Raw genomic sequence first — 24,761 nt, forward strand, 5'->3', positions numbered from 1 at the left:
AATGGGGCATCTTGAATTCGAGGAGATGCGCTTTGACCGTGACGCAGCAACAGGTTCTCGACAGCCTCGCCAGGATCAAATCGCCCCGCGGGGTCGCGCTCGCCAATGCCAATGTGCTGAGCGCGATCAACGCCGCCGACGGCAAGGTGTTCTTCTCGATCAATGTCGATGCCGCCGAGGCGCGGGCCTGGGAATCCGTCCGGGCCGAAGCCGAGGCCGCGGTCCGCGCCATCCCCGGCGTCACCACCGTCATGGTGGCGCTGACCGCCGAGCGCAAGGCCGGCGCCGCGCCGCCGCCTCCGCCGCCAACGCCGAGCCGCGGCGCGCCAGGCGTGCAGCCGGTCCACGCCCACAAGCCGCCGCAGGGCGGTCAATCGCCGATGGCGCGGCAGTCCGAGATTCCGGGCGTCGCAGCCGTGATCGCGGTCGCCTCGGGCAAGGGCGGCGTCGGCAAGTCCACCACTGCGCTCAATCTGGCGCTGGGCCTGCGCGACCTCGGCCTCAAGGTCGGGCTGCTTGATGCCGACATCTACGGCCCCTCGGTGCCGCGGCTGACCGGCCTGCACGACAAGCCGGCGCTGAACGACGAGCGCAAGATGATTCCGCTCCGGCGTTTCGGCCTCGCCATCATGTCGATCGGCTTCCTGGTGGAGGAAGAGACCGCGATGATCTGGCGCGGGCCGATGGTGATGTCGGCGGTGACGCAGATGCTGCGCGACGTCGCATGGGGCACGCTCGACGTGCTCGTCGTCGACATGCCGCCGGGCACGGGCGATGCCCAGCTCACCTTGGCGCAGAACGTCCCCTTGAAGGGCGCCGTGATTGTCTCGACCCCGCAGGACCTGTCCCTGATCGACGCAAGGCGGGGGCTTGCGATGTTCAAGAAGGTCAACGTGCCCGTGCTCGGCATCGTCGAGAACATGAGCTATTTCCAGTGCCCGCATTGCGGCACGAAATCCGACATTTTCGGCCATGGCGGGGCGCGCCACGAGGCCGAGAAGCTCGGGGTACCGTTCCTGGGCGAGATCCCCCTGCACATGGCGATTCGCGCCACCTCGGATGCCGGCACGCCCGTGGTCGACAGCGAGCCGGACGGTCCCCATGCGGCGATCTACCGCGCCGTTGCAGGACAGGTCCGGGACCAGCTCAAGGGCGTCATCGCCGCGGCATGAGCGGATCCAAGCCAATCCCTTCAAACCAATACCCTGGGGACATGCGACTTTCGTAGAGCCCTGTCATGCCAATGTCGCGTTTCGAAAGCGGGGCTACCGTGTTAAAGGCCCACGGCAGTCAAGCCCCTTCGGTTCGACGCGGCCCAAAAACGCGTCGCCGGAATGAGCGGCAGCAAAGAGGAAGTTAGGGGAAACGCCCCAACAAGGAGAGACTGAAGATGAAGCGTCGTGATTTCCTGAAAGTGTCGGCAGCCGGCGCGGCGGCGACCGCCGCGGTGGCCTCGCCGGCGATCGCGCAGTCCTCGCCCGAGATCAAGTGGCGCCTGACGTCGAGCTTCCCTAAGTCGCTCGACACCATTTATGGCGGTGCCGAGCAGATGGCGAAGTACGTCGCCGAGATGACCGACAACAAGTTTCAGATCCAGGTCTTCCAGGCGGGTGAAATCGTTCCGGGTCTGCAGGCGCTGGATGCGACGCAGAAAGGCACCGTCGAGATGTGCCACACAGTGTCGTATTATTACGTCGGCAAAGACCCGACCTTCGCAATCTTCGCGTCGGTGCCTTTCGGTCTCAACGCACGCCAGCAGAATTCCTGGTTGTACCAGGGCGGCGGCAACGAGCTCGCCAACGAGTTCTTCAAGAAGTCGAACGTGGTGGGCTTCCCCTGCGGCAACACCGGCACCCAGATGGGCGGCTGGTTCCGCAAGGAGATCAAGACTGTTGCCGACCTCTCGGGCCTCAAGATGCGCATCGGCGGCATTGCCGGCCAGGTGCTCCAGAAGGTCGGCGTGGTGCCGCAGCAGCTCGCCGGCGGCGACATCTATCCGTCGCTCGAGAAGGGCACCATCGACGCGGCCGAATGGGTCGGCCCCTACGATGACGAGAAGCTCGGCTTCGCCAAGGTCGCCAAATACTACTACTACCCGGGTTTCTGGGAAGGTGGTCCGACCGTTCACGCCTTCGCCAACATCGACAAGTGGAACGAATTGCCGAAGAACTATCAGGCGATCCTCACCAACGCGACCGTCAACACCAACACCTGGATGGCCGCGCGCTACGACATGGTGAACCCCGGCGCCCTGAAGCGTCTGGTGGCCGGGGGAACACAGCTTCGCCCGTTCACCAACGAGGTTCTGGAAGCCTGTCTCAAGGCGACCAACGAATTGTGGGGCGAAATCTCGGCCAAGAATCCCGACTTCAAGAAGTCGATCGACGCCATGCAGGCCTACCGCTCCGACGAATATCTGTGGTGGCAGGTCGCCGAATACACCTACGACAGCTTCATGATCCGCTCGCGCACCCGCGGCTGATCTTCGCAAGAAGTCGAAAGGCGATACGCCCGGTCTCGTTCGCGAGGCTGGGCTTTTCTTTGGCGCGACGCGATCGGGATGGGCGCCGCGGAGGCCGCGGTACGAAGGGTGTCCAACAAAAAATCTGAAAAACAACCCCATGCACAGTAGACGAGGGGTGAGAGGACAAGGCGCTGTGAGCGCAGCCAACAGCTTGATGCGACGGAGCTAATTGGCAGGCAGGCCCGATCATCGTGCGGCCGAGGGCAAGTCCGCATTTTGTGAGCCAAGGCGGGGTGTGCCCAGGAGCACCAAGCGAGTGCTTCAGCGAGGCCGTTTGACTCGTCGGGCAAAACAGTGGCAGAAAGGCATAATCGTATAATCCGAAATTTTCGCCGATACCTGGGGAGTGACGATGAGCTTCGATCCCGATGAGGTTCAAAGCGCGCTGCGCAAGGCCTGGTCGTTGGCAACCGCCAGCCAATGGACGGCGAACAATCCGGCGGCAGGGCAATGCAACGTCACCGCGCTGCTCCTTCACGAGCTCTTCGGCGGCGACTTGCTGAAGACGCCTCTGCCGGCCGGCGACCATTTTTACAATCGGATCGACGGCCTAAGGCATGGGCCGGCATCCGAAACCCTTCACAGAAACGGCAGTTGAGCTGCCCTCAAAACATGAGCGACTGAACGCTACAGAAACCGTCTCACGAATGTAAGCGCCGTCTGCGCCACTTCCCGCCAGCCGCTGTCTATGGGCAGCGAGCGGCCGCATCGTGGAAGTTGGACGAATTCGGTAACAGCGTGCTGATTGCGCTTCTGCCGTTCGTAGGTAGTTCGGGTGACCGATGGCGCCACGGTGTCCTCGCGCTCGCCGGAGATCATCAGCAGTGGTCCCCGCTCGACTGCCTCGGTGTCGACGCGAGCCTTGGTCCAAGCGGAGACAGGCAGGCCGCCGCGAAGCGGAGCCAGATCAATCGCCACCGTCGCGGCCGAAAGTCCGCGCCCGGCCAGGGTCTGCGCGATCAGCCCACCGAACGAACGGCCGATCAGGGCCGGGCGGCGGCCCAGTGCGCCGGCAATGCGGGCGAAATGCGCCGCGACTTGGCCGATGGTTTCTGGCGCCGCGGCGCCGCCCAGCTCCGCCGGCCATCCGGGCGCCAACGGAGCATAGCCGGCGGCTTCGAACATTTCAGCCCATCGGTCCCACGAGTTGGGCATCGACCACAGGCCATGAATGAATATGACCGGCGGCTTGTGTGATGCATTCACCCGCTCGATCGCATCGTCCACGGTCTGCATGGCCATGATCAGTGGCCTTCGATGGTGAACAGGATCTCCGAAAAGCCGGGCACGGTTGCCGAGCGATTCCAGTCCCGCTGCAATTCGCAGATCAGTTGCACCCAACTGGTGGGCTGGGCGCCAGCCTGGACCAAGCGCCGCAGCCCCGCATCGTGCGCCTCGCGCGAGGTGCCTCCCACCGCGTCGACCACCGGATAGACTTCGAATCCCTCCTGCAGCGCGTCCAGTGCCGGGTGCACAAGGCAAACTTCGGTCCAGAGCGCGGTCATGATCAGCTTCTTGCGGCCGGTGTTGCGGATCGCGGCGACGAAGTCCGCGTCCTCCCAGGCGTTGATCGAGGTCCGGTCGATCGGCACGACATCAGGAAAAACCTCGGAGATCTGGTGGATGGTGGGTTGGTTGCGACCGGTGGCGACATTCACGGTGGCGATCACCGTCGGCAGGGCGAATAGCTTCGCGGTCCTGGCCACCGCGGTGATGTTGGCGACAAGGGTTCGTTTCGACATCGACTGAATCGAGCTGACCTGAACCGGTTGGTAATCGATGATCACCAGAGCCGCATTTTGCGGGGTCAAAAGATGGTCGGTTTTGGCATCGCGGATGGTGGGGAACGACGTCATCGGAATTTCCTTTGTGGATGTGCACTTGTCTGGAGCAGGTCAGCGGGATGCGGGGACGCGTGACGTGTCGCTGGGGCCGATCCCGGTCAGACGGACGACGGCGCCCTCGGCGCGTGTGAAGGCAAAGTGCGCAACGTCGCCGGGCTCGGTGTAGAGGCCGCCTGCCGTCAATGGCTTCATCGGGGCGTCGGACGCCTTGCTGCCGTAACCGAAGTACCAGGTGCCGGAGATCACCGTGGCGAAGCGGTCGTCGCGGTGGGTGTGCGGTGCGATCGCGGTGTTCGGCGGCACGTGGATTTCGAGCACGTAGGGGCCGGGCTTGGCCGGGTCGCCGGAAAGCAGCACGGTACGGATAGCAGCAACTCCGGAGGTGCCGGCACCCGCACCGGACTGCGGCATTGCCTGCGTCTGTTCCAGCGTCAGAGCCGTCTGCCTTAGGTGCCCGCTCTCCGCGGCGATGGGTCGTTCGTCGAGGAAGGTCTCGATCGCGGCCGCCATAGCTGCGGGTTGCTCCTCCATCAGCCAGTGACCGGAGCCTGCGATGACCCGCTCCTGCACATCGACCGCGCCGGCCTGCATCACCGCCGCCATTGCTGGGCCGAAGGATGCAGCGCCTCCGACCGCGAGAACCGGCATGAGCAGCTTGCCGTGGGCCGAGAGCCAGGCGCGGTTGTCGATCGCGTCCTGATCGAAGGCGGCGAACTGGCGGAAGCCAGCGTGCATTCGCCCCGGCGCGGCGTAAAGCTGAGCGTAGTGGGCTCGGGACGCCTCCGGGAAATTGGCCGGATTGGCCGAGAACTCGTTCCAGAATCGGTCGAGATAGATCCGCTCGCGGCCCGCCACCAGGCGCTCCATATCCGGCCCGCCGAACCGGAAGTGCCACAGCAACGGGTTCTTCAGGATTTCTTCCCACGGCCCGACGCCTGGCACCGGTGCATCCATCAGCACCAGCTTCGTCACCCGTTCGGCGTGCCGTGAGGCCAGGGCAAAGGCGACCATGTTGCCGATGTCGTGCGCCACGATATCAGCGCGCGGCGCATGCAGCGTGTCCATCACGCCGACGATGTCGTCTGCTTGATTGACCTTCTCGAAACCAGTCTCTGCGCGGGCAGAAAGGCCCATGCCCCGCAGATCGGGCACGATCACCGTGTGATTGCGCGCAAGGTTCGCCGCGAGCGGCCCCCACATGTCTCCGGTCTCGCCATAGCCATGCAGCAGCACGACCGTCGGTCCAGACCCGCCGACCCGGACGTGGAGGGTCGTGCCATTGGTCGCGACCTCTTCGGTGTGGAAGGTGTTCGGAAAATCCGTCGGCCCGTCAGCCGCTGACGCGACGGCGGTGCCGGCCAGGATGGCGAGCGCGGCTCCGGTCAGGGCAACCCGGCGAAGCTGGATGGGGACGTTCATGGGCGATCTCCTTGGGTAGGCCTTTTTCGTAGACGCAAAGGTAGACGAGGAAGATCGTTGGGATTAGCTACTATCTAAGCGAAGCATTTTTGACTGGGGCGCAAAGGTGGCAGCAGATACCGCGGACCGTGCCCGGGAACTGGAAGTGTTCTGCGGCGTCATCGACAGCGGCAGCTTCTCGGCTGCGGGCCGTAGCCTCGGACTGACTCCGTCGGCTGTGAGCCGCACCCTGGACCGGATCGAGCGGCGGCTCGGCGCACGCTTGCTGTTGCGGACGACGCGCGCGCTCACCCTGACTGCGGAAGGCCGCGCCTATCTCAGCGCGGCCCGCCGCATTCTCGCCGATCTCGACGAAGCCGAGCAGGCGATTGCCGATCAGGGCTCACCGCGCGGTCGCATCCGGGTCAGCGCAGCGGTGTTTTTCCCACGGGCGTCTTTGCATCGTGCCTTTGCTCGGCGAGTTCGTGCGCCGCTATCCGAATATCGTGATCGACATCAATCTCGGCGACGGGGTCGTCGATGTCGCCGCCGGTCAGGCAGATGTGGCGGTGCGCGGCGGCCCGCTGGCCGACAGCGCCCTCACCGCACGCCGCCTCAGCGAAAACGGCCGCACCATCGTTGCCTCGCCGGACTACCTAGCGCGCTGGGGCGTGCCCGAAAGGCCGGAAGACCTCCATAACCACAATTGCCTCAACTTCAGTTTTCGCCGGGCCGAGCCGGTCTGGCCGTTTCGCCGGGACGGAGTCGACTTCGCCCTGAAGGTGCGAGGCGCTATTGAGGCGAATAGTGGCGAGACGCTGGGCCAGTTGGCGCTCGACGGCGTCGGCATCGCCCGGGTCGGCAATTTCAGCCTCGGGGACGCGATCGCGGCGGGGCGCCTAGTCCCGCTTCTCGAACCGTTCAATCCCGGCGACAAGGAGATATTCCACGCCGTCTTCGTCGGCGGGGCGAACATGCCTGCTCGCGTCCGAATATTCGTGGACTACCTCGCGGAGTGCGTGGGCGGCAGTCGTGGACTGCATCAACGAGTGACAGCCGCGATATAGCCGCCGCCATTGAGGGAAAATCTGGTTGATACCGTAGGCATGGAACGGAATCCGTTTCGACCTGACGCAAAGGAGGCGGTCGATGGTCTCGGCTCTCCAGAATCTATGATGTCCGGTGCCATCGATATCCGCCAACAGCGCGCAAACGTTGCTGAGCTACTCGATTGCTATTCGAATAACGCATCTATGGGCAGAGATCCGACATATCGAACGGAGGATCAACTTTGTGGCTGGCTCGCCAATGACCGCTTAGAGTCAAGGGACTAAACCGCTCGCGCGGTAGGGCGCTTGGGGCGGGCATTTAGCGACTATCGAGGGCGTAGGTGCGGAAGCGTCCTGTCTTGAGATCGAGGAACTGCAAACCTCACTCAAGACAGGAGGACCTCCATGACCGACCAGGCCGTGAGCCCGTTACGCTGGCGCATGATCGAAGACATGTCGATCCGCAAGTTCGCGCCAAGGACCCAACGTGACTACGTGCAAAGGGACAAGGAGTTCGCCGCGTTTCTCGGCCGCTCTCCCGACGCAGCCAAAGCAGAGGACGTGCGCCGCTTCCGGCTGCATCTGGCATCGTGGGGCGCGGGCGCCGAAGATCAACGCCACCGTCTCGGCGCTGCGGTTCTTGTTCAATGTGACGCTTGATCGTCCCGACCTCGCCAAGCAGCTGGCGTTCATGCACGAGCCGCGCAAGGTTTCTCGGGGCTCAAAACAACCGGCAGCAGGGTTGGCTGTTTCCGGGCCAGAACCCGACCAACCCGATGACGACGCGCCAGCTCACGCGCGCCTGCCATGTCGCGGCCGAGATCGCGGAGATTACGAAGCGGGTGACGCCGCACACCTTGCGCCACAGCTTTGCCTCAGCAGTCTGCACGACGCCCCATGCAAATGAGAAATGCTGCAGCCGAGGCAAACGGGAACGCCACGTGTTCGTTTCTCTCTCGAAATCGGCGTCGTCGGCTTGTATGACGGCGGCCGCGGCCATCTCCTTGATCGCGGTCCAGGTCGCGGTGTTCAGGAATGCGGCTGGGGCGCCGGCACATAGCTCACTTCCGCTCCGGGTCCAGAGCGGAATGTTTGCGGTCAAGAACGCACTTCGAAGATCATGTTGAACGGCGTCTCGGTCGCGCGGCGGAAGCGCCTGAAGCCTGCTTCAGTGGCCACCTGACGCAATCTGCTTTCACCCGCCTGTGCGCCGAGCCCCAGGCCCACTTCCTGAGACAGTGATGCCGGCGTACAAATGAATGTCGAGGCGTGATAGTAGACGCATCCGACCGGGTTGAGATTGTCCTTGAGATTGTCATGAGCAAACGGCTCGACGATCATCCACGACCCATCCTTGGCCAGCGTTTCCTTGACATGCTTGCCTGCACCCACGGGATCGCCCATGTCATGCAGGCAATCGAAGAACGCCACAAGATCATAGTCTTTGGCCGGAAAATCCTTGGCACTGGCCTGCGCGAACGTGATGCGGTCTCCAACTCCTGCTTCTTGCGCCAAGACCTTCGCGCGTTCAATCGAAGGCTTGTGGTAATCGAACCCGAAAAACTCTGAATTGGGGTAGGCCTGCGCCATCACAATCGTAGAGGCGCCGTGGCCGCATCCGACGTCGGCGACCCTGGCGCCAGCTTTCAGTTTCGCTTCGACGCCTTCGAGCGTCGGAATCCAGTTCGAAACCAGATTGGCGTTATAGCCCGGCCTGAAGAAGCGCTCGGTGCCAGAGAAAAGACACTTCGAATGCTCGTGCCAGCCAACGCCTTTCCCGGTTCGAAACGCTTCGGCGACTTTGGGTTCGTCGAGGTAGGTGGACTGCACGACATCGAATGCGCCGGCAAAGAAAGCCGGCGAGGTCTCTTCGGCGAATGCCATGGCTTGCTCTGCCGAGAGTGAGAACGCGTTCTTTTCGGGGTGGTAGTCGATGTATCCGGAGGCAGCCTGCCCGGAAAGCCATTCGCGCACATAGCGCTCATGCAGACCGGTCTTCTTGGCAAGCTCGGACGGAGTGACCACCGCACCATCGGCCATCGCCTTGTAGAGCCCGAGGCGATCACCGAGCAGGATGCTTGCGCCGCCAAGCGAGATGCCGAGGTCGCCGACAAGCTTTCCTACGAGCGCGTTCAACTTTTCAAGGTTTGGTTCACGCATTGCAGCTTCTCCGCTTCGAGAACAGCCCCCCGTCGGTTAAAGAGCCTAGGACGACCGGCGGATTGCAAGTGTGAACGCGTTCACGTTTCAGCGAATAGCCCCGTCCGATGCCAGATTTGGGTCAGGAGCGGTAACGCTTGATCGGGCAGGGATGTGTGCTCGCGTCCAACAACCGACACGGGCGCCGCAGAGGCGCGCGCCTGGTTGGCTAACGCGAAGCTGACAGAAGAGGTGACCGGTCTGTCGGGTGCTTTTTCGCTGGCCGAGGTGGCCGGAATGGTGGAAGAGAGCGAAGATGCGGCAAGGGCCGTGGGGTGACGTGGGTATCCGGCGGAAATGCGATGCGCCTTCTGATCGTCGAGGACAATGCCGAACTGTCGCGGCTGGTGGCCGGCGGGCTGTCGGCGGCCGGCTATGAGAGCGATATCGTCGGCAGCGCGGCCGAGGCGCGCGAGGCGGTGAGCAGCGTCAACTATGCCGCGATGATCCTCGACCTCGGTCTGCCCGACGGCGATGGCCTCTCGGTGCTGCGCGAGCTGCGCCGGCAGATGGAGCCACTGCCGGTGCTGGTGCTGACCGCGCGCGGCGGCTTGCAGGACCGCGTCAGCGGCCTGCGCAGCGGCGCCGACGACTATCTCGCAAAGCCGTTCGCGATGGAGGAGCTGGTGGCGCGGCTGGAGGCGATCCTGCGCCGCCCGGGCCAGTTGCTCGGCCGCTCGCTGCGTCTCGCCAATCTCGTCTACGACACCGAAAGCCGCCAGATCTTCGTCGACGACCAGCCGCGGATCATCTCGTCGCGCGAGACCTCGGTGCTGGAGATCTTGCTGCGCCGGCAGGGGCGCGTGGTGCCGAAGAAGAACGTCGAGGACCACATCTTCGGGCTCGACGGCGAGGTCGCCTCCAATGCGGTCGAGGTCTACGTCTCGCGGCTGCGCAAGCAGCTGACCGAGCACGGCGCGAAGGTCGTGATCCACACCATCCGCGGCGTCGGCTATCTCATGGCCGAGGAGAAATAGCGTGGGGGTCGCCGGGATCTATGCGAGATCGCCGACGTTCAAATCGCTGATCTGGCGCATCGTGTTCATGCACATCGTGGCGGTCGCGGTGGTTGCCATCTTCCTGCCGCTGGTGATGTTCTGGCTGCTCAATTCCGAAGTCGACCAGTTGCACCGCGAAGCCATGCGGGCGCAGGCCGAAGTGCTGGGGGAACGGATCGTCGCGCAGCCGGACGGCTTGCTGACGTTCAATCTGCCGGACAGCCTGCGCGGTCTCTACTCCGAAGCCTATGGCCGGTATCTGTATGATATCCGCGACGCCGACGGCCGTTTGCTGTTTTCGTCCCGCCGCAAGACGGGCGCCGCGGCACAGGCGCCGCCGCTGTCCGAGACGATTTCCGGCGCCGGCGTCACGCGCATCATCGACGGCAAGATCGTGCGTATCCGCGTCGCCGAGGACCTTGCGCATCGCGACGTCATCATCGACGACATCATCTCGAACTTCTTCCGGCGGGTAGGGTGGATCACCATTCCGATCCTGCTGATCCTGCTCGCCGCCGACATCATCATCTTCCGCCGCGCCATCGCACCGCTGTGGAAGGCCTCGGAGGAGGCCAGCAATATCGGGCCGGCGCGCACCGACATCCGCCTGCCGACGGAGCAGATCCCGCGCGAGATCATCCCGCTCGTCACCGCCGTCAACCAGGCGCTCGATCGCCTCGAGGATGGCTTTCGCGTGCAGCGGCAGTTCACGGCCGATGCCGCGCATCAATTGCGCACGCCGCTCGCGATCCTGCGGACGCGCATCGAGACGCTTGGCGACGGCGCCGCACGGCAGGCGCTGCATGCCGACATCGAAGCCATGAGCCGCATCGTCGCCCAGCTGCTGGAGATCGCCGAGCTCGACACGCTGGTGCTCGATCCCGGCGAGTCCGCGGATTTGCGCGCCGTCTGCGCCGAGGTGGTCGGTGCGATCGCGCCGTTCGCGCTAGCCCAGCACAAGGACATCGCCCTCAAGGGCACCGAGGCGCCGGTGCTGGTCCATGGCAATTCCGAGATGCTCCAGCGCGCGATCTTCAATCTCGCCGAAAACGCCATCAAGTTCACGGCAAAGGACACGTCCGTCGACGTCGAGGTGAGCGAGGACGGTGCGGTGCGGGTGCGCGATTGCGGCCCGGGCATCGCGGACGCCGACCGCGAATTGATCTTCCAGCGCTTCTGGCGCGCCGACCGCCAGCGCAGCGACGGCGCCGGCCTCGGGCTCTCGATCGTTCGCGCCGTGGCCGACGATCACACGGCGACGGTCGCAGTGGAGAACCTTCCGGGCGGCGGCGCGGAGTTCACGCTGCGGTTCAGGCTGGCGGAGGGGATGCAGGCGGCCGGACCGGCGGCGGGCTGAACCTGCGCCGTCTCGATCGCGGCGTGTGGCTCACCAGGCGCCCAACGGGTCTGCATCACTTCGTGCTCCGTCCTTCGATCTCCGGCTGATCGTCTAAGCCTAAAGTCGCAGGACCGGATGGCGTCGGAGCTGGGCATTTGTGTCCCTCGCCATCGTCGGGATGGAAATCGGATGAGACATGTTCCATGCTGGCCTCCAAGCCTCGGCAAGAAGGCCCATCATCACAATCCATCAGGGTAGGAAATCATGAAAAGAAGAGACTTCATCAAGGTAACCGGGCTTGGTGCGGCGGGTGCCGCGACGCTCGCGGCTCCAGCCATCGCGCAATCGATGCCCGAGATCAAATGGCGCATGCCGACGAGCTGGCCGAAATCACTCGATACGCTCTATGGCGGCGCCGAGATGATGGCCAAGATGGTCGCGGAAGCGACCGACAACAAATTCCAGATTCAGACATTTGCCGGCGGCGAGATCGTGCCGGGCCTTCAGGTGCTCGATGCCGTGCAGAACGGAACCTGCGAAATCGGCCACACCGCGTCCTATTATTATTTCGGCAAGGACCCGACCTTCACCTTCGGCTCGGCCGTGCCGTTCGGACCGAACATGCGCATCAACCAGGCCTGGTACATGCTGGGCGGCGGCAGGGACGTCCTGAACGAGTTCTACAAGAAGTACAACGTCGTTTCGCTGCTTGCCGGCAACACCGGCTGTCAGATGGGTGGCTGGTTCCGCAAGGAGGTCAAGACGCCTCAGGACTTCAGCGGGTTGAAATTCCGCATCGGCGGCTTCGCCGGAAAGGTGATGGCCAAACTCGGCGCGGTGCCGCAGCAGATCGCCGGAGGGGACATCTATCCGGCGCTGGAGAAGGGCACCATCGACGCCGCCGAATGGGTCGGACCGTATGACGACGAGAAGCTCGGCTTCGTCAAGGTCGCGCCGCATTATTACTTCCCGGGCTGGTGGGAAGGCGGGCCCATGCTTCTGGCCTTCGTCAACCAGGACAAGTGGAACGCGCTGCCGAAGCACTATCAGAGCATCCTCGAGCAAGCGGGGCACTACGCCAACAACTGGATGATGGCGAAGTATGACCAGGCCAATCCACAGGCGTTGCGGCGCCTGCTAGCGGCGGGCGCCAAGCTGCATCCGTTCTCGCCGGAGGTCATGCAAGCCTGCTTCAAGGCGGCAAAGGAGCTGCACACTGAAGTCTCGGCCAGCAACGCGGACTTCAAGAAGGTTTACGAATCGCTGACCGCGTTCTCGAACAACGGATATCAGTGGTTCCAGGTCGCCGAAGTCGGCTATGACAACTTCATGGCGCGCAACTCGCAGAGCTGATTGCGAGCCGCGATCGGCCAAACGAAAAACCCGGAGCGAAAGCTCCGGGTTCTTTTTTTGCGGGCGGGCCGGGCGCTATTGCTTCGGCTGGCCGAAGTCGAGCGGCGGCAGATCGATCTGCGGAATTTCGATCTTGATGCTGTTGGGATCGACGGTGGACTGCACGCCCTTGTAGTGCATCACCATCGACGGGAACATGATCACCAGCAGCACCATGATGAGCTGGATGACGACGAACGGCACCGCGCCCCAATAGATCTGTCCCGTCGTGACCGGCTCCATGCGTTTGCCGGTGACGCGATCGGTATAACGTTCCTTTGGCGCGACCGAGCGCAAATAGAACAGCGCAAATCCGAACGGCGGGTGCATGAACGAAGTCTGCATGTTGACGCCGAGGATCACGCCAAACCAGATCAGGTCGATGCCGAGATGCTCCGCCGCGGGCCCGAGCAGCGGGATCACGATGAAGGCGAGTTCGAAGAAATCGAGGAAGAACGCCAGCACGAACACGAACGCGTTGACGAAGATCAGGAAGCCGACCTGGCCGCCGGGCAGGGAGGTCAGCAGGTGCTCGACCCAGACGTGGCCACTGACGCCGTAGAAGGTGAGCGAGAATACGCGTGCCCCGACCAGGATGAAGACGACGAAGGCGGAGAGCTTTGCCGTCGATTCGACCGCCTGACGAACGAGGTCCCAGGTCAGCCGACGTTTCATGGCACCGAGAATGAGGGCGCCGGCTGCGCCCATCGCACCGCCTTCGGTGGGCGTCGCGACACCGATGAAGATCGTGCCCAGCACCAGGAAGATCAGGAACAGCGGCGGCACCATGACGAAGGTGGTTTGTTGCGCCATCTTCGAGAGGAAACGGAAGCCCGTGAGCTTGTCGATGGCCCAGTTCGCGACGGCGACGAAGAACGCGAAGAGGATGCCGAAGAACATGCTGAGCACGACGAAGTCGGCGCCGTGGGTCTCCGAATTCCGCATCATGAACCAGCCGAACACGCAGCTCGCGAGGAACAGCACGCCAAGCGACTTCAGGCCGCGGTCGCCGCTTTCCTCGCGGAAGCCGATCGCCTCCTTGGGAAGGCCCGGCGCCGCTTTCGGAAAGATCAGGGTGACGAGAAAAGCGTACCCCGCGTAGAGGCCCGCGAGCACCAGGCCCGGAATGAAGGCGCCCTCGTACATGTCGCCGACCGACTTGCCGAGCTGGTCCGCCATCACGATCAGGACGAGCGAGGGTGGAATGATCTGCGCCAGCGTGCCGGAGGCCGCAATGATGCCGGTCGCCACGCGGCGGTCATAGCCGTAGCGCAGCATGATTGGCAGTGAGATCAGGCCCATCGAGATCACCGAAGCCGCCACGACGCCGGTCGTCGCCGCAAGCAGGGCGCCGACGAACACCACCGCGTAGGCGAGGCCGCCCCGGATTGTGCCGAACAACTGGCCGATAGTGTCGAGCAGATCCTCGGCCATGCCGGAGCGCTCGAGCACCAGTCCCATGAAGGTGAAGAAGGGAATGGCGAGCAGCGTGTCGTTGTTCATCACGCCGTAGACGCGCTCGGGCAGCGCCTGCAGGAAATCCGGATGGAATTCGCCGAGCTGAATGCCGATCACAGCGAAGAAGAGGCCGACGGCGCCGAGCGAAAATGCCGCCGGGTAGCCGAGCAGCAGCACGATCACCAGCGTGGCGAACATGATTGGCGCCATATTGGCGATGAGAAACGCGGTCATTGAATCCCCCTACGATGCCGCTTGGCGATCACTTCTGTTCGATCGCTTCAACGAGGTGCTCGACTTCGGCCTCCAGCGCCGAAATCTGCGACTCGTGGGGATCCGGAATCATGCCGCGCATGATGGCGATCCGCTTGATCAGTTCGGAGATGCCTTGAACAAGCAGGAGCGTGAAGCCGATCATGACGAGTGACTTGGCCGGCCATTGCGGCAGGCCGCCCGCATTGCCGGATTGCTCGTTGATCTGGAGCGAACGCAGGAAGAACGGTACGCCGGTTACGATCATGACGACGGTCAGCGGTATCAGGAAGAAGAGGTGCCCGATCACGTCGATGACGTTGCGAACCCGCTTCGGCATCATGCTGTTGAAGATGTCGATCCGGATGTGCTCGTTATCGAGCAGCGTCCAGGACGAGCACAGCAGGAACACGATGCTGAAAAGCACCCATTGCAGCTCGAGCCACGAGTTGGAGGACGTGTCCAACGTCTTTCGAATAATCGCATTCAGCGCCGAGATGACGACGGCAACCAGGATCAGCCACGCCAGGCGCTTGCCCGTCCAACGTGTGAACGCGTCAATTCCATTGCTCAGCTTCAGGAGCGCTTGCAAGATTGGTCCTCCCCGATTTGCCCCGGCCGTCTTGACTGCGCCGAGTGGCGCGTTGGCTTGTCTCGCCGCGCAGGCATGAGGCAGCCGCACCAAACCAGTGAGCGTGCCGCCAGTCAATCGGAAGTTTGTTGATAGTTAAGGGGAATAAGTCGCGGCCGGCCAGCCGATGCTAGCCGCCGGTGACACTCATGTGCCGCGAGACACTGGGGCGGTCGTGGCGGCGGTCGATGATGAAGTCGTGGCCCTTGGGCTTGAGCCCGATGGCGCGGTCGATCGCATCCGCAAGCAGCACATCGTCATCCGATGCACGCAGAGGTTTGCGTAAGTCGGAGGCATCCTCGTGGCCGAGACAGGTGTGCAACGTTCCCGTGCAGGTGACGCGCACCCGGTTACAGGATTCGCAGAAATTGTGGGTCATCGGGGTGATGAAGCCGAGCTTGCCGCCGGTCTCGGCGACGCTGACATAGCGCGCCGGCCCGCCAGTGCTTTCGGCAAGATCCGTCAGCGTGAATTGCTGGGCGAGGCGCGCGCGCACCAGCGACAACGGCAGATACTGGTCGATTCGTCCCGATCCGATCTCGCCCATCGGCATGACCTCGATCAGCGTCAGCCCCATGCCCTTGCCGTGGGCCCAGCCCATCAGTCCGGACAGCTCGTCCTCGTTGAGGTTTTTCAGCGCCACGGCGTTGATCTTCACGGCAAGCCCCGCGGCCCGTGCGGCCTCGATGCCTTCCAGCACCTTGTCGATCTCGCCCCAGCGGGTGATCTCGCGAAACTTTTGCGGGTCCAGCGTGTCGAGCGAGACGTTGATGCGGCGGACGCCGCAATCGGCGAGCTCGCTGGCATGTTTCGCAAGCTGGGTGCCGTTGGTGGTCAGCGTCAGCTCGCCCAACGCGCCGCTCTTGAGATGCCGCGACAGCGAACGCACCAGCGTCATCACGTTGCGGCGGACCAGCGGCTCGCCGCCGGTGAGCCGCAGCTTCTTCACGCCTTTGGCAATGAAGGCCGAGCAGAGCCGGTCGAGCTCTTCCAGCGTCAGCAGATCCGCCTTGGGCAGGAACGTCATGTCTTCCGACATGCAGTAGAAGCAGCGCAGGTCGCAGCGGTCGGTGACGGAGACGCGCAAATACGAGATGGTCCGTCCGAACGGATCGGTCATCGCGCTCGACAGCGCGGCGCGGGGGCTCGCGGAAAGTCCGTTCATACCAAATGCCTTGTCCCTTACGGCAACGGGCGCAGCTTTGCGTCAGCGGTGCTCTGGAAGCAATCTAAGCATCAGAGGCGTCAGAGACAATTGGGGGATAACGGAGGTCAGCGTTTGCCGGCATTCGGATCGGGAAACGGCGAACCCGCGGCCGGTGCGGCCTCAGCCGGGGCAGCGGCGGACGCCGCCGGTTTCGGCTTCTTGGGCCGGTGCGGCTTGCGGACCGGTTTTGGCGGGGTGGCCGGCTGGAGTTCAGCGAAAACCGGGCTCGGGTCGGTCGTGACCGAGGCGGGTGTGGTGAAATCGCCGGGATTCTTGATGACGTTCACCGGCACGCTCGCCGGCTGGTATTTTGGCAGGGCGAAAGCCACCGTGAAGGGGGCGTCGGGGGCCGGAATCGAGACGGAGCAGGGGGTTTTGCAGCCCGGACCGAGCGAGGTTGTGGCGTCAGCACCCGGAGGATTGGATTCGAGCCGGACCTGGACCGTCGGCGGGGCTGATTTGAACACGTCCCAGGACATCGAGGAGCAGCCGGCGAGGCTTGTTGCCCCCAGGAGGCTTGCCCCAGTTAACGCAATCGCGATGACACGACGCATGACCATCCACTTCTGCTGCGACGAACCGCCACATCCCCGGCTAAACCTAGGAGCGTCGTTCCAGGCAAGCAACCGGCGGGCCGCGCATAATTAATAGATGGTTAACGCAGGTACAGAGAAATAACCACGTGATTTCAGTCACTTGATGTGTTCTTACGCCGTCATCAGGCTGTGGGCTGCCGTCGGCAGGTCGCGCATGTGATGGATCAGCCGGTCCGGCTTGAGCTCGGCGATCGGCACGTCCGTATAGCCGAAGCTGACCCCGATCACGGGAACTCCAGCGCGCCGGGCCACGCCGACATCGGGTCCGGCATCGCCGACCATGATGCTGGCTTTGACCTCGCCGCCGGCCCGCGCCACCGTTTTCGCGAAAAATGGTCGGATCGGGTTTCTGGACGCCAAAAGTGTCGGCGCCGCAGATCGCCGCGAAGCGCCGGCTCAGGTCCAGCTGGTCCAGCAGCCGCTTCGACAGCCATTCCAGCTTGTTGGTGCAGACCGCGAGGCGATGGCCCTGGGCCGCAAAATGGTCGAGCGCGGCTTCCAGCCCCTCGAACGGCCGGGATTCGACGGCGATATGGTCGGCGTAATAGACAATGAAATCGGCCGTCAGCCGGTCCATATCGGCGGGCGTGACGTTGCGGCCCTCGGCCTCCAGCCCCCGCTCGATCAGCTTGCGGGCGCCGGCGCCGATCATGTTGCGGGCCGAGGCCATCGGCACGGGCGGCAGCCCTTCGCGGTCGAGCACGTAATTGAGCGCGGTGATCAGGTCGGGCGCCGTATCCACAAGCGTGCCGTCGAGATCGAAGACGATGGTGTGAGGAGAGGTCATGATCCCAGCGCTACCGGCCTGGCCGTATAGGCGCAAAGGGGCGGCGCCATAAGATCAGCTTATAGAGCTGTTCCCAGACCCTGTTCTCCGAGGGGAAACGGGGCTACATAGGCCGCCGCAAGCGGGCTTTATCGGCGGCACACTCCCTATCCAGAGGCGGGCACATCGTGAACATGGACCAGTTGAAGCGGCAGGCTGCGGCGCGCGCCCTCGAGGATGTCCGTGACGGCATGCAGCTCGGGCTCGGCACCGGCTCGACCGCCAAACATTTCGTCGAGCTGCTCGGCGAGCGGGTCCGCGCCGGGCTGAAAGTGATCGGCGTGCCGACCTCCGAGACGACGCGGCTCGATGCCGAGCGCTGCGGCGTGCCGCTGACCACGCTGGACGCGATCGACCATCTCGACATCACCGTCGACGGCGCCGACGAGATCGATCCCGCGCTCAACCTGATCAAGGGCGGTGGCGGCGCGCTTTTGCGCGAGAAGATCGTGGCGGCCGCCTCCGATCGCATGATCGTGATTGCCGACGACACCAAATGGGTGCCGACGCTCGGCCGCTTTCCGCTGCCGGTCGAGGTCGTCCCGTTCGGGCTCGGCGCAACGCGGCGTGCGATCGAGAAGGCATTTGCGGAATGCGGCGTTTCCGGGCAAATGGCGGTCCGCAAAGGCAAGGACGGCCACGTTTTCGTCACCGATGGCGGCCACTGGATCGTCGATGCCCAGCTCGGACAGATCGTGGATCCGCCCCGCCTCGCCAAGGCGTTGAGCGCGATCCCCGGCGTGGTCGAGCATGGGTTGTTTATCGGCTTGGCCAGCTCGGCTGTTTTGGCGGGTGGCGAGGGAATCCGCGTGGTTGAACGGCGAAAGCCGAAAGGAGACTAGGAATGAAGAGCGTTTTGAAGTTCTTGCCGGTCGTGACTCTCGCTGTGGGACTGGCCCTCTCGGCCGCCCCGGCGCTCGCCCAGCAGGCGGCCCCGCCGAAATCGTCGCCGAGCGCCATCGCGGCCGCCAAGGAGATCCTGGCGATCAAGAACGCCGGCGCGATGTACGCCAACGCGGTGCCCGGCATGGTCGAGAAGACCAAGATCACGCTGATCCAGCAGAACCTCAACTACCAGAAGGACCTCAACGAGGTCGCACAGGTCGTCGCCCAGCAGCTCAAGGGCCGCGAGAGCGAAATCGGCGACGGCATGGCGCAGGTCTATGCCAGCGAGTTCACCGAGCAGGAGCTGAAGGATCTCGTCACCTTCTACAAGTCGCCGCTGGGCAAGAAGCTGATCGAGGCCGAGCCGCGCGCAATCGGGCTGAGCATGGCCTTCATGAACTCCTGGGCTCAAAATTTCTCCGAGACCGTGATGGGCAACTTCCGCGCCGAGATGCGCAAGCGTGGCAAGGAGATCTGACAGATACTATCTGATCAGGAGTTGCTGAAAGAGGTCGGAGTGGACAATGGCTGAATTCGACGTCGACCTCTTTGTCATCGGTGGCGGTTCGGGCGGCGTGCGTGCCGCCCGCATCGCGGCCGGCTACGGCGCCCGTGTGACGATCGCGGAAGAGTACCGCATGGGCGGGACCTGCGTGATCCGCGGCTGCGTGCCGAAGAAGCTGTTCGTGATCGGCTCGCATTTCCGTCATGAAATCGAGGATGCCGCGGGTTTCGGCTGGACCGTTCCGCCTGCCAGCTTCGACTGGCCGACACTGATCGCCAACAAGGACAGGGAGATCGCCCGGCTCGAGGCGATCTACACTGCCAACGTCGAGAAGGCGGGTGCGCAGGTCGTGAAGAGCCGTGCGGTGATCGAGGACAAGCACACCGTCCGCCTGCTCGAAAACGACAAGAAGATCACGGCAAAATACATTTTGATCGCCACTGGCGGCGCGCCCAATCACGGCGCCTCGATCCCCGGCATCGAGCACGTGATCTCCTCCAATGAAGCTTTCCACCTGACCAAGCTGCCGAAGCGGATTGTAATCCAGGGCGGCGGCTACATCGCGCTGGAATTCGCCGGCATCTTCGCCGGCTTCGGCTCCGACGTCACCGTGATCTATCGCGGCGACAACATCCTTCGCGGCTTTGACGAGGATGTTCGCACGCACGTCCGGGCCGAGATGGAGAAGCAGGGCATCACCATCCTCACCGGCTGCACGGTAGCGAAGGTCGATCGGCACGGCGAGGAGTTCACCACGCATCTGTCGAACGGATCGAGCCTTGCCTCCGACCAGGTGATGTTCGCGATCGGCCGCCATCCGGCGGTGGCCAATCTCGGCCTGGAGAAGGCCGGCGTCGCCATCAACCCTAGGAATGGCGGCATCGCGGTCGATCATTTCTCGAGGAGCTCGGTCGACAGCATCTATGCGATCGGCGACGTCACCCACCGCTTCAACCTGACGCCGGTCGCGATCCGCGAGGGCCATGCGTTCGCCGATACCGTGTTCGGCAAGCGCGAGGTGCAGGTCGATCACGCCACCATCCCGACCGCCGTGTTCTCGCAGCCGGAGGTCGGCACCGTCGGCCTCACCGAGACCGAGGCGCGGGCGCAATTTGGCCATGTCGACATTTACAAGACGACGTTCCGCCCCATCAAGGCGACGATGTCGGGCCGCGATACCCGCGTGCTGATGAAGCTCGTCGTCGACGGTGCCTCCGATCGCGTACTCGGCTGTCACATCGTCGGTGATGCCGCGGCCGAGATCACGCAGGCAGTCGCGATTGCGGTGAAGATGAAGGCGACCAAGGCCGATTTCGACGCGACGATTGCGCTGCATCCGACCGCGGCCGAAGAGCTCGTCACGATGCGCACCCCGACCGCGCGGCATGTGCGCCAGGCGGCGGAATAACCCCGGCGCTCAGCCGTACAGATACCCGACCGGCTTGCCTTCGGTGCGCAGGGGACGGATGTCCTTCTGCGTGATGATCTGACCGGCGAGGCCGTCGATCTCGTCGCGCTGCGTCGGCGTCCAGCTGCGAAGGTCGTTCATGCCCTTGAGAAGGCCGAGCCGGAGAACTTGCGTGTTGTCACCGATGCCTGTGAGGCTGATCGCGTTGTTGCCGGCGGTCACCACATCGCCAGCCGCGAGCTCAAAGGTCTCGCCAGCCTTGCTCTTGAATTCAGCCGTGCCGCGAATGACGCGATAGATCGCAACCTCGCCCTTGGCCAAACTGGCGGCGTCCGCAGCTGTCGATGTGCTCTTCGGCAAAAGTGACTGGCCACGCGGGTCGGTCGCGATGATGTGGCCGGTGACGAGATGGCCGCTCGGGGCCTCGATCCCGATGTCGCGCACATAGACCGGCATCGCCGATTTGACAGGGCTGTCGGTGAGCGGCTTGAACAGCGCATCCAGCGCCAGGGGATCCTGAAGCCAGAAGCCTGCATCGGCCGGGCGATCATGCAGTGAGTGGCTCCAGGCCACACGCGGCGTCTCGGCCTCGTTGATCTGGTCCGGGCCGACGATGCTCGGGTTTGGAAAGGTGGTGGGATCGGTCACGAAGGCTTCGAGGAATTTGCCCGAATAGCCCATGGAAATCGGATCCGGCACCACCGTCTGCGGCGTCTTCAGGTTCTCTTCGGTCGACAGTCCCGACCAGGTGTAGAACAGCTGGCGGTGCACGATCGCGCTCTGCAACATCACCGCGCCAGGGCCGACATTGTAGAAGCGCCCGTCATAGTCGAAGGTGAACGCGCCGGAGGTGACCAGCACGAGCTGAAAGCCGCCCGGCGGAAGATGCAGGTGGAAATCGGTAGGGCCGGTGTCCGGACGGTAGATCGGCAGATTGGTCGCGACTTCGTGCAGCAGGAAGGTTTCGTTGTTGGCGTGAAAGCCTTCGTTGGCGCGATTGTAGAGCGCTTGCGGCCGGTACGTCGCTTCGAACTTCGCATTCCGGTCGCGATCGATCGCCACGAAATCCCGAGCGTTGAGGCGAACGGGCGCGCCGTCCGGGCGGGTCAGGCCGGTGAATTTGAGATCGCCGGCGGCATGCACGTTCATGGCATTCTCCGATTCTGGGCCGCTCACCCGGTCTCTCGGCGCACGCATCTTGCCGCTCCAATCGTGGGAGAGCAGGGAATCAGGCCTGATGCTGCCTTGCGAAATTTGGGCCAGTCGAGGTGCCGCGCGGCACGCGGGCTCTTCGGCTCGCCGCCACGCGAAAAAAAATCGAGGTTGCACCTGATGTTAGATGACCCGCTTCACGGGCCTGCATGGCCCTCTTCGCCAAGCCTGCAGATCCAGTGACGAGACGCGTCTTGTCTAATTTGTCGGCAGGTCTTGCGCGGACGTGCGGCTGCGCCGATCAGCAAGTGCCAGCGGCCGGGTGTCTGAAGCCATTCACTCGAACGACCGACGGACAGCCCGCTCGGGCTTGCCGTACGGACTGTCGGCCCACTTCGCCATGTCCACGGCAGCCTGACGCCAGGATGGCTCCGGTCTGCTACATGCGGATCGAAACGCCGCCCTGCAACTATTCAAGCGCGCCTCGGCGCGCTGAATTTCGCTCACATCGGGACCGGAATGAGGGGCGCAACCTCCCGATCAAGCGCGTTCTCGCTCGCCGCAAGCCCTTGCGCGACGCCGACACGGTCGGTCTCGGGACGGTTCTGGCTCATCTTGCGCTTGCCTTCGAACCGCACGACGGGAATGCGCACGCCGACGATTCCGCGCAGCTGCGCAGCGGGTCCCGAAGCAACCGCTCGCCGAAGGCCGACAGCCGCACCTTCCGCGCCGACGGCCCCGACGCCACGCGCGTGCGTCCTCGCTCGACGATGGCGCGGGCCACACGCGGCCGCGCGCCATGGCGTGTCTCGATAAAGCCTTCGGCGGCGAGCTGTTCGTAGGCGACGGTGACGGTCGAGCGGGCCACGCCCATCTCGCCGGCAAGCGCGCGCGAGGACGGCAGCAACCCGCCGATCCCGTACACCCGTGCCAAAATCTGATCCCTCAGGGCTTCGTAGATGTGGCGCGCGCCCATGCGGCCGGCACGGCGAGCGGGATTGGTCTTCATCTGGATCATCCACATTCCAAGCCGGCATTCGACCGAGCGGACGATGTCGGAATGTGGTTCTAGTCCGGTTCGCCGAGAGTTTCGACGTAAGCCTTGCCGTAGGGATAAAAATGCTCCTTGCGGCCGTGGTCCCACAGCGTCCTGAGACCCGGCGCCGCCTCGCATAACGAGTCCCCATTTTCACAGATCAATCACGACATCGCTTCGGGGCCGCGAGCAGCAGATCAGGACGTTGCCCTCCGCTGGCGGGTCGAGTGGATCCGGCGCGTAGCTGACCGCTCCCGCGATCAGTCCGCTCTCGCAGTTGTGGCAGACGCCGGTCCGGCACGACCAGCGCACGGGGACGTCGCAGGCTTCGGCCAGCTCCAGCAGGCTGGCATAGGCCGGTCCCCAGCACACATTGAGTCCACTTCGGGCGAACGAAACCATCGGGCCGGGGCCGGGGGCGCCGGCCGGCGTGTGCGCTCGCTTCTGCGGGGAGGACGCTATGCCGGGCGTCAAGGATGGTCCGGCACCGAACAATTCGGTGTGGATGCGATCCGGCGCGACGCCCAACGTGGTGAGGCCAGCTTTCAGATCGCTCATGAAAGCGGCCGGTCCGCACAGATAGAAATCGCCGTCACGCGGCACGCTCAGGCTCCGGAGCAGGCGTGCGTCCAGATGTCCGGCTGTATCGAACTCCACATTGAGACGATCGCCCGGGTCAGGCGCGCTGTAACAGACGTGGCTATGGTGATGAGCGAGCCCACTTAGCAATTCGCGCGCCTCGGCGGCGAACGCATGTTCGCGGCCGTCGCGAGTGCCGTGAAGCCACCAGACGTCCCGCGTCGTCTCTTCAGCGGCGAGCGCGTGGAGCATTGCGAGCACCGGCGTCACGCCGATTCCGGCGCTCAACAGGACGACTGGGCGCGCATCTTGCCGGAGCGTGAAACTGCCGCGGGGTGGACCGACCTGTACGACGTCGTCAATTCGGAGGTCATCGGCGATGTAACGGCTGGCGGCACCGTGCGCTTCGCGCTTGATGCTGATCCGATAGGGCGCGGCATCGGAGCCGCTCGAGAGCGAATAGCTGCGCGTCATCGCTTGAGCAGCCAGCGGCCCGAGTCGGACAACGACGAACTGACCGGGCAGGGCGGCGGCCACAGGATGTCCGTCGACAGGTTCGAGGATCAGCGACGTCACGGTGCCGCTTTCTGCGATCTTGCGGGCTACGCGAAACGGCCGGAATCCGCGCCAGGCCGGAGGTGGGCTCGCCGCCGATCCGAGCCCGGCGTTTCCCGCCGCTTTGTTCTCCTTGCGCTGCTCGAGCAGCGCCTCGAAAGAGCGGTGCCAGCCGCGGCTCAGCGCCGGAATCCGCAGCGCCCGCTCCAGGCGTTCGCGCGGATGAGGCGGCAGGTAAAGCAGCGCATTGATCTCGAACACGCTCATGCGCTCGGGCCCCACGGCGATCTGAATGATTTCGTCACCGGCCTCGACGTCGCCTTCCTCGATCACACGAAAATAGAACCCGGGCCGGCCGTGCCTGACCACCAGCGCCGCCATGTCCGGCTCGTCCATGCGAATGCCGAGCCGGTAGCAGGTGACGCGCGGCTGCGTCACTTCGAACAGGGCCGAGCCGATCCTGTAGCGGTCTCCGATGCACACGTTGCTGTCGGCAAGGCCCTCGACCGTAAAGTTCTCACCGAACTCGCCATGAACGAGGTTCGATCGACCCAGATGTTCCTGCCAGTATCGATAAGAATCGTCCTGATAGACGAATACGGCACGATGCTCGCCGCCATGACCGGCCGTATCGCCCTGGCCGTCGCCATCGATGTTGAGCCGGCGCACCTTGCGCGGGCCTTTGACTGGTGCCTTCCAGATGCCGGTGTGGACGGTCCTTCCTTGCCAGGCGACGTCGCGCGGCAGGCCGACATTGACCGAAAGCAAACGTGCCATTGCGTGTTCCCAATCGTGACTGCGCGGCTCTCCCGTCATCCTTGCACCCGGACCGGGTTTTTGGCTCGTTAGGCGTTGTTAGACGTTGCGAGCAAGCCTTGCCACCGGCGGCCCTCAGGCCAATCTCAGATGGCGTCACGAGACAAAGTCC

At 64.0% G+C, this 24,761-nt stretch carries 20 protein-coding genes and 5 pseudogenes; 12 read left to right on the forward strand and 13 right to left on the reverse strand.

Annotation, left to right across the window (positions count from 1 at the left end):
* The first annotated feature begins 32 nt into the window (after positions 1-32).
* From ACVWW3_RS07190 to ACVWW3_RS07200, 3 genes are all read left to right on the forward strand, one after another.
* Positions 33-1,172: an Mrp/NBP35 family ATP-binding protein gene (locus ACVWW3_RS07190; protein ID WP_456650478.1), complete on the forward strand. Its 1,140-nt coding sequence runs from the start codon at positions 33-35 to the stop codon at positions 1,170-1,172.
* Between the two features lie 218 nt (positions 1,173-1,390).
* Positions 1,391-2,482, forward strand: a complete 1,092-nt coding sequence (locus ACVWW3_RS07195) for a TRAP transporter substrate-binding protein (protein ID WP_027517246.1) — start codon at positions 1,391-1,393, stop codon at positions 2,480-2,482.
* Between the two features lie 394 nt (positions 2,483-2,876).
* The gene (locus ACVWW3_RS07200) at positions 2,877-3,122 is read left to right on the forward strand and encodes a YunG family protein (RefSeq protein WP_456650477.1); all 246 of its coding nucleotides are present in this window, start codon (positions 2,877-2,879) and stop codon (positions 3,120-3,122) included.
* A gap of 29 nt (positions 3,123-3,151) precedes the next feature.
* Here ACVWW3_RS07200 and ACVWW3_RS07205 read toward each other — a convergent pair whose 3' ends face one another.
* From ACVWW3_RS07205 to ACVWW3_RS07215, 3 genes and pseudogenes are all read right to left on the reverse strand, one after another.
* Complete coding sequence (locus ACVWW3_RS07205; protein WP_456650476.1) at positions 3,152-3,766, reverse strand: alpha/beta hydrolase; 615 nt, start codon at positions 3,764-3,766, stop codon at positions 3,152-3,154.
* Positions 3,767-3,768: 2 nt separating this feature from the next.
* Positions 3,769-4,380, reverse strand: a complete 612-nt coding sequence (locus ACVWW3_RS07210; protein ID WP_456650475.1) for a hydrolase — start codon at positions 4,378-4,380, stop codon at positions 3,769-3,771.
* A gap of 468 nt (positions 4,381-4,848) precedes the next feature.
* Positions 4,849-5,787 (reverse strand): annotated as a pseudogene (locus ACVWW3_RS07215) (alpha/beta fold hydrolase); the annotation flags it as partial.
* Positions 5,788-5,893: 106 nt separating this feature from the next.
* On the opposite strand from ACVWW3_RS07215, the pseudogene ACVWW3_RS07220 reads away from it, so the two are divergent.
* The 3 genes and pseudogenes from ACVWW3_RS07220 to ACVWW3_RS07230 all read left to right on the forward strand — a co-directional run bounded on the left by ACVWW3_RS07220 (position 5,894) and on the right by ACVWW3_RS07230 (position 7,942).
* Positions 5,894-6,833, forward strand: a pseudogene (locus ACVWW3_RS07220) (LysR family transcriptional regulator).
* A 387-nt stretch (positions 6,834-7,220) separates the two neighbouring features.
* On the forward strand, positions 7,221-7,475 hold the full coding sequence (locus ACVWW3_RS07225; protein WP_456650473.1) for a phage integrase N-terminal SAM-like domain-containing protein: 255 nt from the start codon (positions 7,221-7,223) through the stop codon (positions 7,473-7,475).
* Positions 7,476-7,591: 116 nt separating this feature from the next.
* Positions 7,592-7,942 (forward strand): hypothetical protein, encoded by a 351-nt coding sequence (locus ACVWW3_RS07230; protein ID WP_456650472.1) that lies wholly within the window; start codon positions 7,592-7,594, stop codon positions 7,940-7,942.
* Here the strand turns inward: ACVWW3_RS07230 and ACVWW3_RS07235 are convergent.
* On the reverse strand, positions 7,914-8,975 hold the full coding sequence (locus tag ACVWW3_RS07235) for a class I SAM-dependent methyltransferase (protein WP_456650471.1): 1,062 nt from the start codon (positions 8,973-8,975) through the stop codon (positions 7,914-7,916). The two genes, ACVWW3_RS07230 and ACVWW3_RS07235, sit on opposite strands and share 29 nt — an antisense overlap.
* A gap of 341 nt (positions 8,976-9,316) precedes the next feature.
* On the opposite strand from ACVWW3_RS07235, the gene ACVWW3_RS07240 reads away from it, so the two are divergent.
* From ACVWW3_RS07240 to ACVWW3_RS07250, 3 genes are all read left to right on the forward strand, one after another.
* Entirely contained in the window at positions 9,317-9,991 is a 675-nt protein-coding gene (locus ACVWW3_RS07240) for a response regulator transcription factor (protein ID WP_247446102.1), read from the forward strand.
* Between the two features lie 67 nt (positions 9,992-10,058).
* Complete coding sequence (locus tag ACVWW3_RS07245) at positions 10,059-11,369, forward strand: sensor histidine kinase (RefSeq protein ID WP_247340985.1); 1,311 nt, start codon at positions 10,059-10,061, stop codon at positions 11,367-11,369.
* Positions 11,370-11,615: 246 nt separating this feature from the next.
* A complete protein-coding gene (locus ACVWW3_RS07250; protein ID WP_247340842.1) occupies positions 11,616-12,704 on the forward strand; it encodes a TRAP transporter substrate-binding protein in 1,089 nt (362 codons plus the stop codon).
* Between the two features lie 75 nt (positions 12,705-12,779).
* On the opposite strand, the gene ACVWW3_RS07255 is transcribed toward ACVWW3_RS07250, so the two are convergent.
* The 5 genes and pseudogenes from ACVWW3_RS07255 to ACVWW3_RS07275 form a co-directional block, all read right to left on the reverse strand.
* The gene (locus ACVWW3_RS07255) at positions 12,780-14,435 is read right to left on the reverse strand and encodes a TRAP transporter large permease (protein WP_456650470.1); all 1,656 of its coding nucleotides are present in this window, start codon (positions 14,433-14,435) and stop codon (positions 12,780-12,782) included.
* Positions 14,436-14,463: 28 nt separating this feature from the next.
* Positions 14,464-15,045 (reverse strand): TRAP transporter small permease subunit, encoded by a 582-nt coding sequence (locus tag ACVWW3_RS07260; protein WP_247340840.1) that lies wholly within the window; start codon positions 15,043-15,045, stop codon positions 14,464-14,466.
* 169 nt (positions 15,046-15,214) lie between these two features.
* Positions 15,215-16,249: a GTP 3',8-cyclase MoaA gene (gene moaA / locus ACVWW3_RS07265; RefSeq protein WP_456671920.1), complete on the reverse strand. Its 1,035-nt coding sequence runs from the start codon at positions 16,247-16,249 to the stop codon at positions 15,215-15,217.
* Positions 16,250-16,356: 107 nt separating this feature from the next.
* Positions 16,357-16,845, reverse strand: coding sequence for a hypothetical protein (locus ACVWW3_RS07270; RefSeq protein ID WP_456650469.1), 489 nt, complete (start codon positions 16,843-16,845; stop codon positions 16,357-16,359).
* 153 nt (positions 16,846-16,998) lie between these two features.
* Positions 16,999-17,674: pseudogene (locus ACVWW3_RS07275) on the reverse strand (HAD family hydrolase).
* 167 nt (positions 17,675-17,841) lie between these two features.
* Between ACVWW3_RS07275 and rpiA the strand changes: the two are divergent.
* Genes rpiA through gor form a run of 3 tightly spaced genes read left to right on the forward strand, consistent with a single transcriptional unit; the run spans position 17,842 to position 20,511 of the window.
* Entirely contained in the window at positions 17,842-18,555 is a 714-nt protein-coding gene (gene rpiA / locus ACVWW3_RS07280) for a ribose-5-phosphate isomerase RpiA (protein WP_456650467.1), read from the forward strand.
* A 2-nt stretch (positions 18,556-18,557) separates the two neighbouring features.
* Positions 18,558-19,076: a DUF2059 domain-containing protein gene (locus ACVWW3_RS07285; protein WP_247446692.1), complete on the forward strand. Its 519-nt coding sequence runs from the start codon at positions 18,558-18,560 to the stop codon at positions 19,074-19,076.
* Positions 19,077-19,122: 46 nt separating this feature from the next.
* On the forward strand, positions 19,123-20,511 hold the full coding sequence (gene gor, locus ACVWW3_RS07290; protein WP_247340833.1) for a glutathione-disulfide reductase: 1,389 nt from the start codon (positions 19,123-19,125) through the stop codon (positions 20,509-20,511).
* Between the two features lie 9 nt (positions 20,512-20,520).
* On the opposite strand, the gene ACVWW3_RS07295 is transcribed toward gor, so the two are convergent.
* The 4 genes and pseudogenes from ACVWW3_RS07295 to ACVWW3_RS07310 all read right to left on the reverse strand — a co-directional run bounded on the left by ACVWW3_RS07295 (position 20,521) and on the right by ACVWW3_RS07310 (position 24,610).
* Positions 20,521-21,660 (reverse strand): hypothetical protein, encoded by a 1,140-nt coding sequence (locus tag ACVWW3_RS07295; protein WP_456650466.1) that lies wholly within the window; start codon positions 21,658-21,660, stop codon positions 20,521-20,523.
* A 506-nt stretch (positions 21,661-22,166) separates the two neighbouring features.
* Positions 22,167-22,343, reverse strand: a pseudogene (locus ACVWW3_RS07300) (FMN-binding negative transcriptional regulator); the annotation flags it as partial.
* A pseudogene (locus ACVWW3_RS07305) lies at positions 22,337-22,681 on the reverse strand (GntR family transcriptional regulator); the annotation flags it as partial. The pseudogenes ACVWW3_RS07300 and ACVWW3_RS07305, both read right to left, overlap by 7 nt.
* 171 nt (positions 22,682-22,852) lie before the next feature.
* Positions 22,853-24,610 (reverse strand): MOSC domain-containing protein, encoded by a 1,758-nt coding sequence (locus tag ACVWW3_RS07310; RefSeq protein WP_456650465.1) that lies wholly within the window; start codon positions 24,608-24,610, stop codon positions 22,853-22,855.
* Positions 24,611-24,761: the final 151 nt, after the last annotated feature.

The organism is Bradyrhizobium sp. LM2.9 (assembly GCF_054056555.1).

Bases quoted from the DNA above. Each gene is read 5' to 3' on its own strand.
- ACVWW3_RS07195 (WP_027517246.1), top strand. From the start codon at position 1,391: ATGAAGCGTCGTGATTTCCTGAAAGTGTCGGCAGCCGGCGCGGCGGCG.
- ACVWW3_RS07200 (WP_456650477.1), top strand. From the start codon at position 2,877: ATGAGCTTCGATCCCGATGAGGTTCAAAGCGCGCTGCGCAAGGCCTGG.
- ACVWW3_RS07205 (WP_456650476.1), bottom strand. From the start codon at position 3,766: ATGGCCATGCAGACCGTGGACGATGCGATCGAGCGGGTGAATGCATCA.
- ACVWW3_RS07210 (WP_456650475.1), bottom strand. From the start codon at position 4,380: ATGACGTCGTTCCCCACCATCCGCGATGCCAAAACCGACCATCTTTTG.
- ACVWW3_RS07225 (WP_456650473.1), top strand. From the start codon at position 7,221: ATGACCGACCAGGCCGTGAGCCCGTTACGCTGGCGCATGATCGAAGAC.
- ACVWW3_RS07230 (WP_456650472.1), top strand. From the start codon at position 7,592: ATGACGACGCGCCAGCTCACGCGCGCCTGCCATGTCGCGGCCGAGATC.
- ACVWW3_RS07235 (WP_456650471.1), bottom strand. From the start codon at position 8,975: ATGCGTGAACCAAACCTTGAAAAGTTGAACGCGCTCGTAGGAAAGCTT.
- ACVWW3_RS07240 (WP_247446102.1), top strand. From the start codon at position 9,317: ATGCGCCTTCTGATCGTCGAGGACAATGCCGAACTGTCGCGGCTGGTG.
- ACVWW3_RS07245 (WP_247340985.1), top strand. From the start codon at position 10,059: ATGCACATCGTGGCGGTCGCGGTGGTTGCCATCTTCCTGCCGCTGGTG.
- ACVWW3_RS07250 (WP_247340842.1), top strand. From the start codon at position 11,616: ATGAAAAGAAGAGACTTCATCAAGGTAACCGGGCTTGGTGCGGCGGGT.
- ACVWW3_RS07255 (WP_456650470.1), bottom strand. From the start codon at position 14,435: ATGACCGCGTTTCTCATCGCCAATATGGCGCCAATCATGTTCGCCACG.
- moaA (WP_456671920.1), bottom strand. From the start codon at position 16,249: ATGAACGGACTTTCCGCGAGCCCCCGCGCCGCGCTGTCGAGCGCGATG.
- ACVWW3_RS07270 (WP_456650469.1), bottom strand. From the start codon at position 16,845: ATGCGTCGTGTCATCGCGATTGCGTTAACTGGGGCAAGCCTCCTGGGG.
- ACVWW3_RS07285 (WP_247446692.1), top strand. From the start codon at position 18,558: ATGAAGAGCGTTTTGAAGTTCTTGCCGGTCGTGACTCTCGCTGTGGGA.
- gor (WP_247340833.1), top strand. From the start codon at position 19,123: ATGGCTGAATTCGACGTCGACCTCTTTGTCATCGGTGGCGGTTCGGGC.
- ACVWW3_RS07295 (WP_456650466.1), bottom strand. From the start codon at position 21,660: ATGAACGTGCATGCCGCCGGCGATCTCAAATTCACCGGCCTGACCCGC.
- ACVWW3_RS07310 (WP_456650465.1), bottom strand. From the start codon at position 24,610: ATGGCACGTTTGCTTTCGGTCAATGTCGGCCTGCCGCGCGACGTCGCC.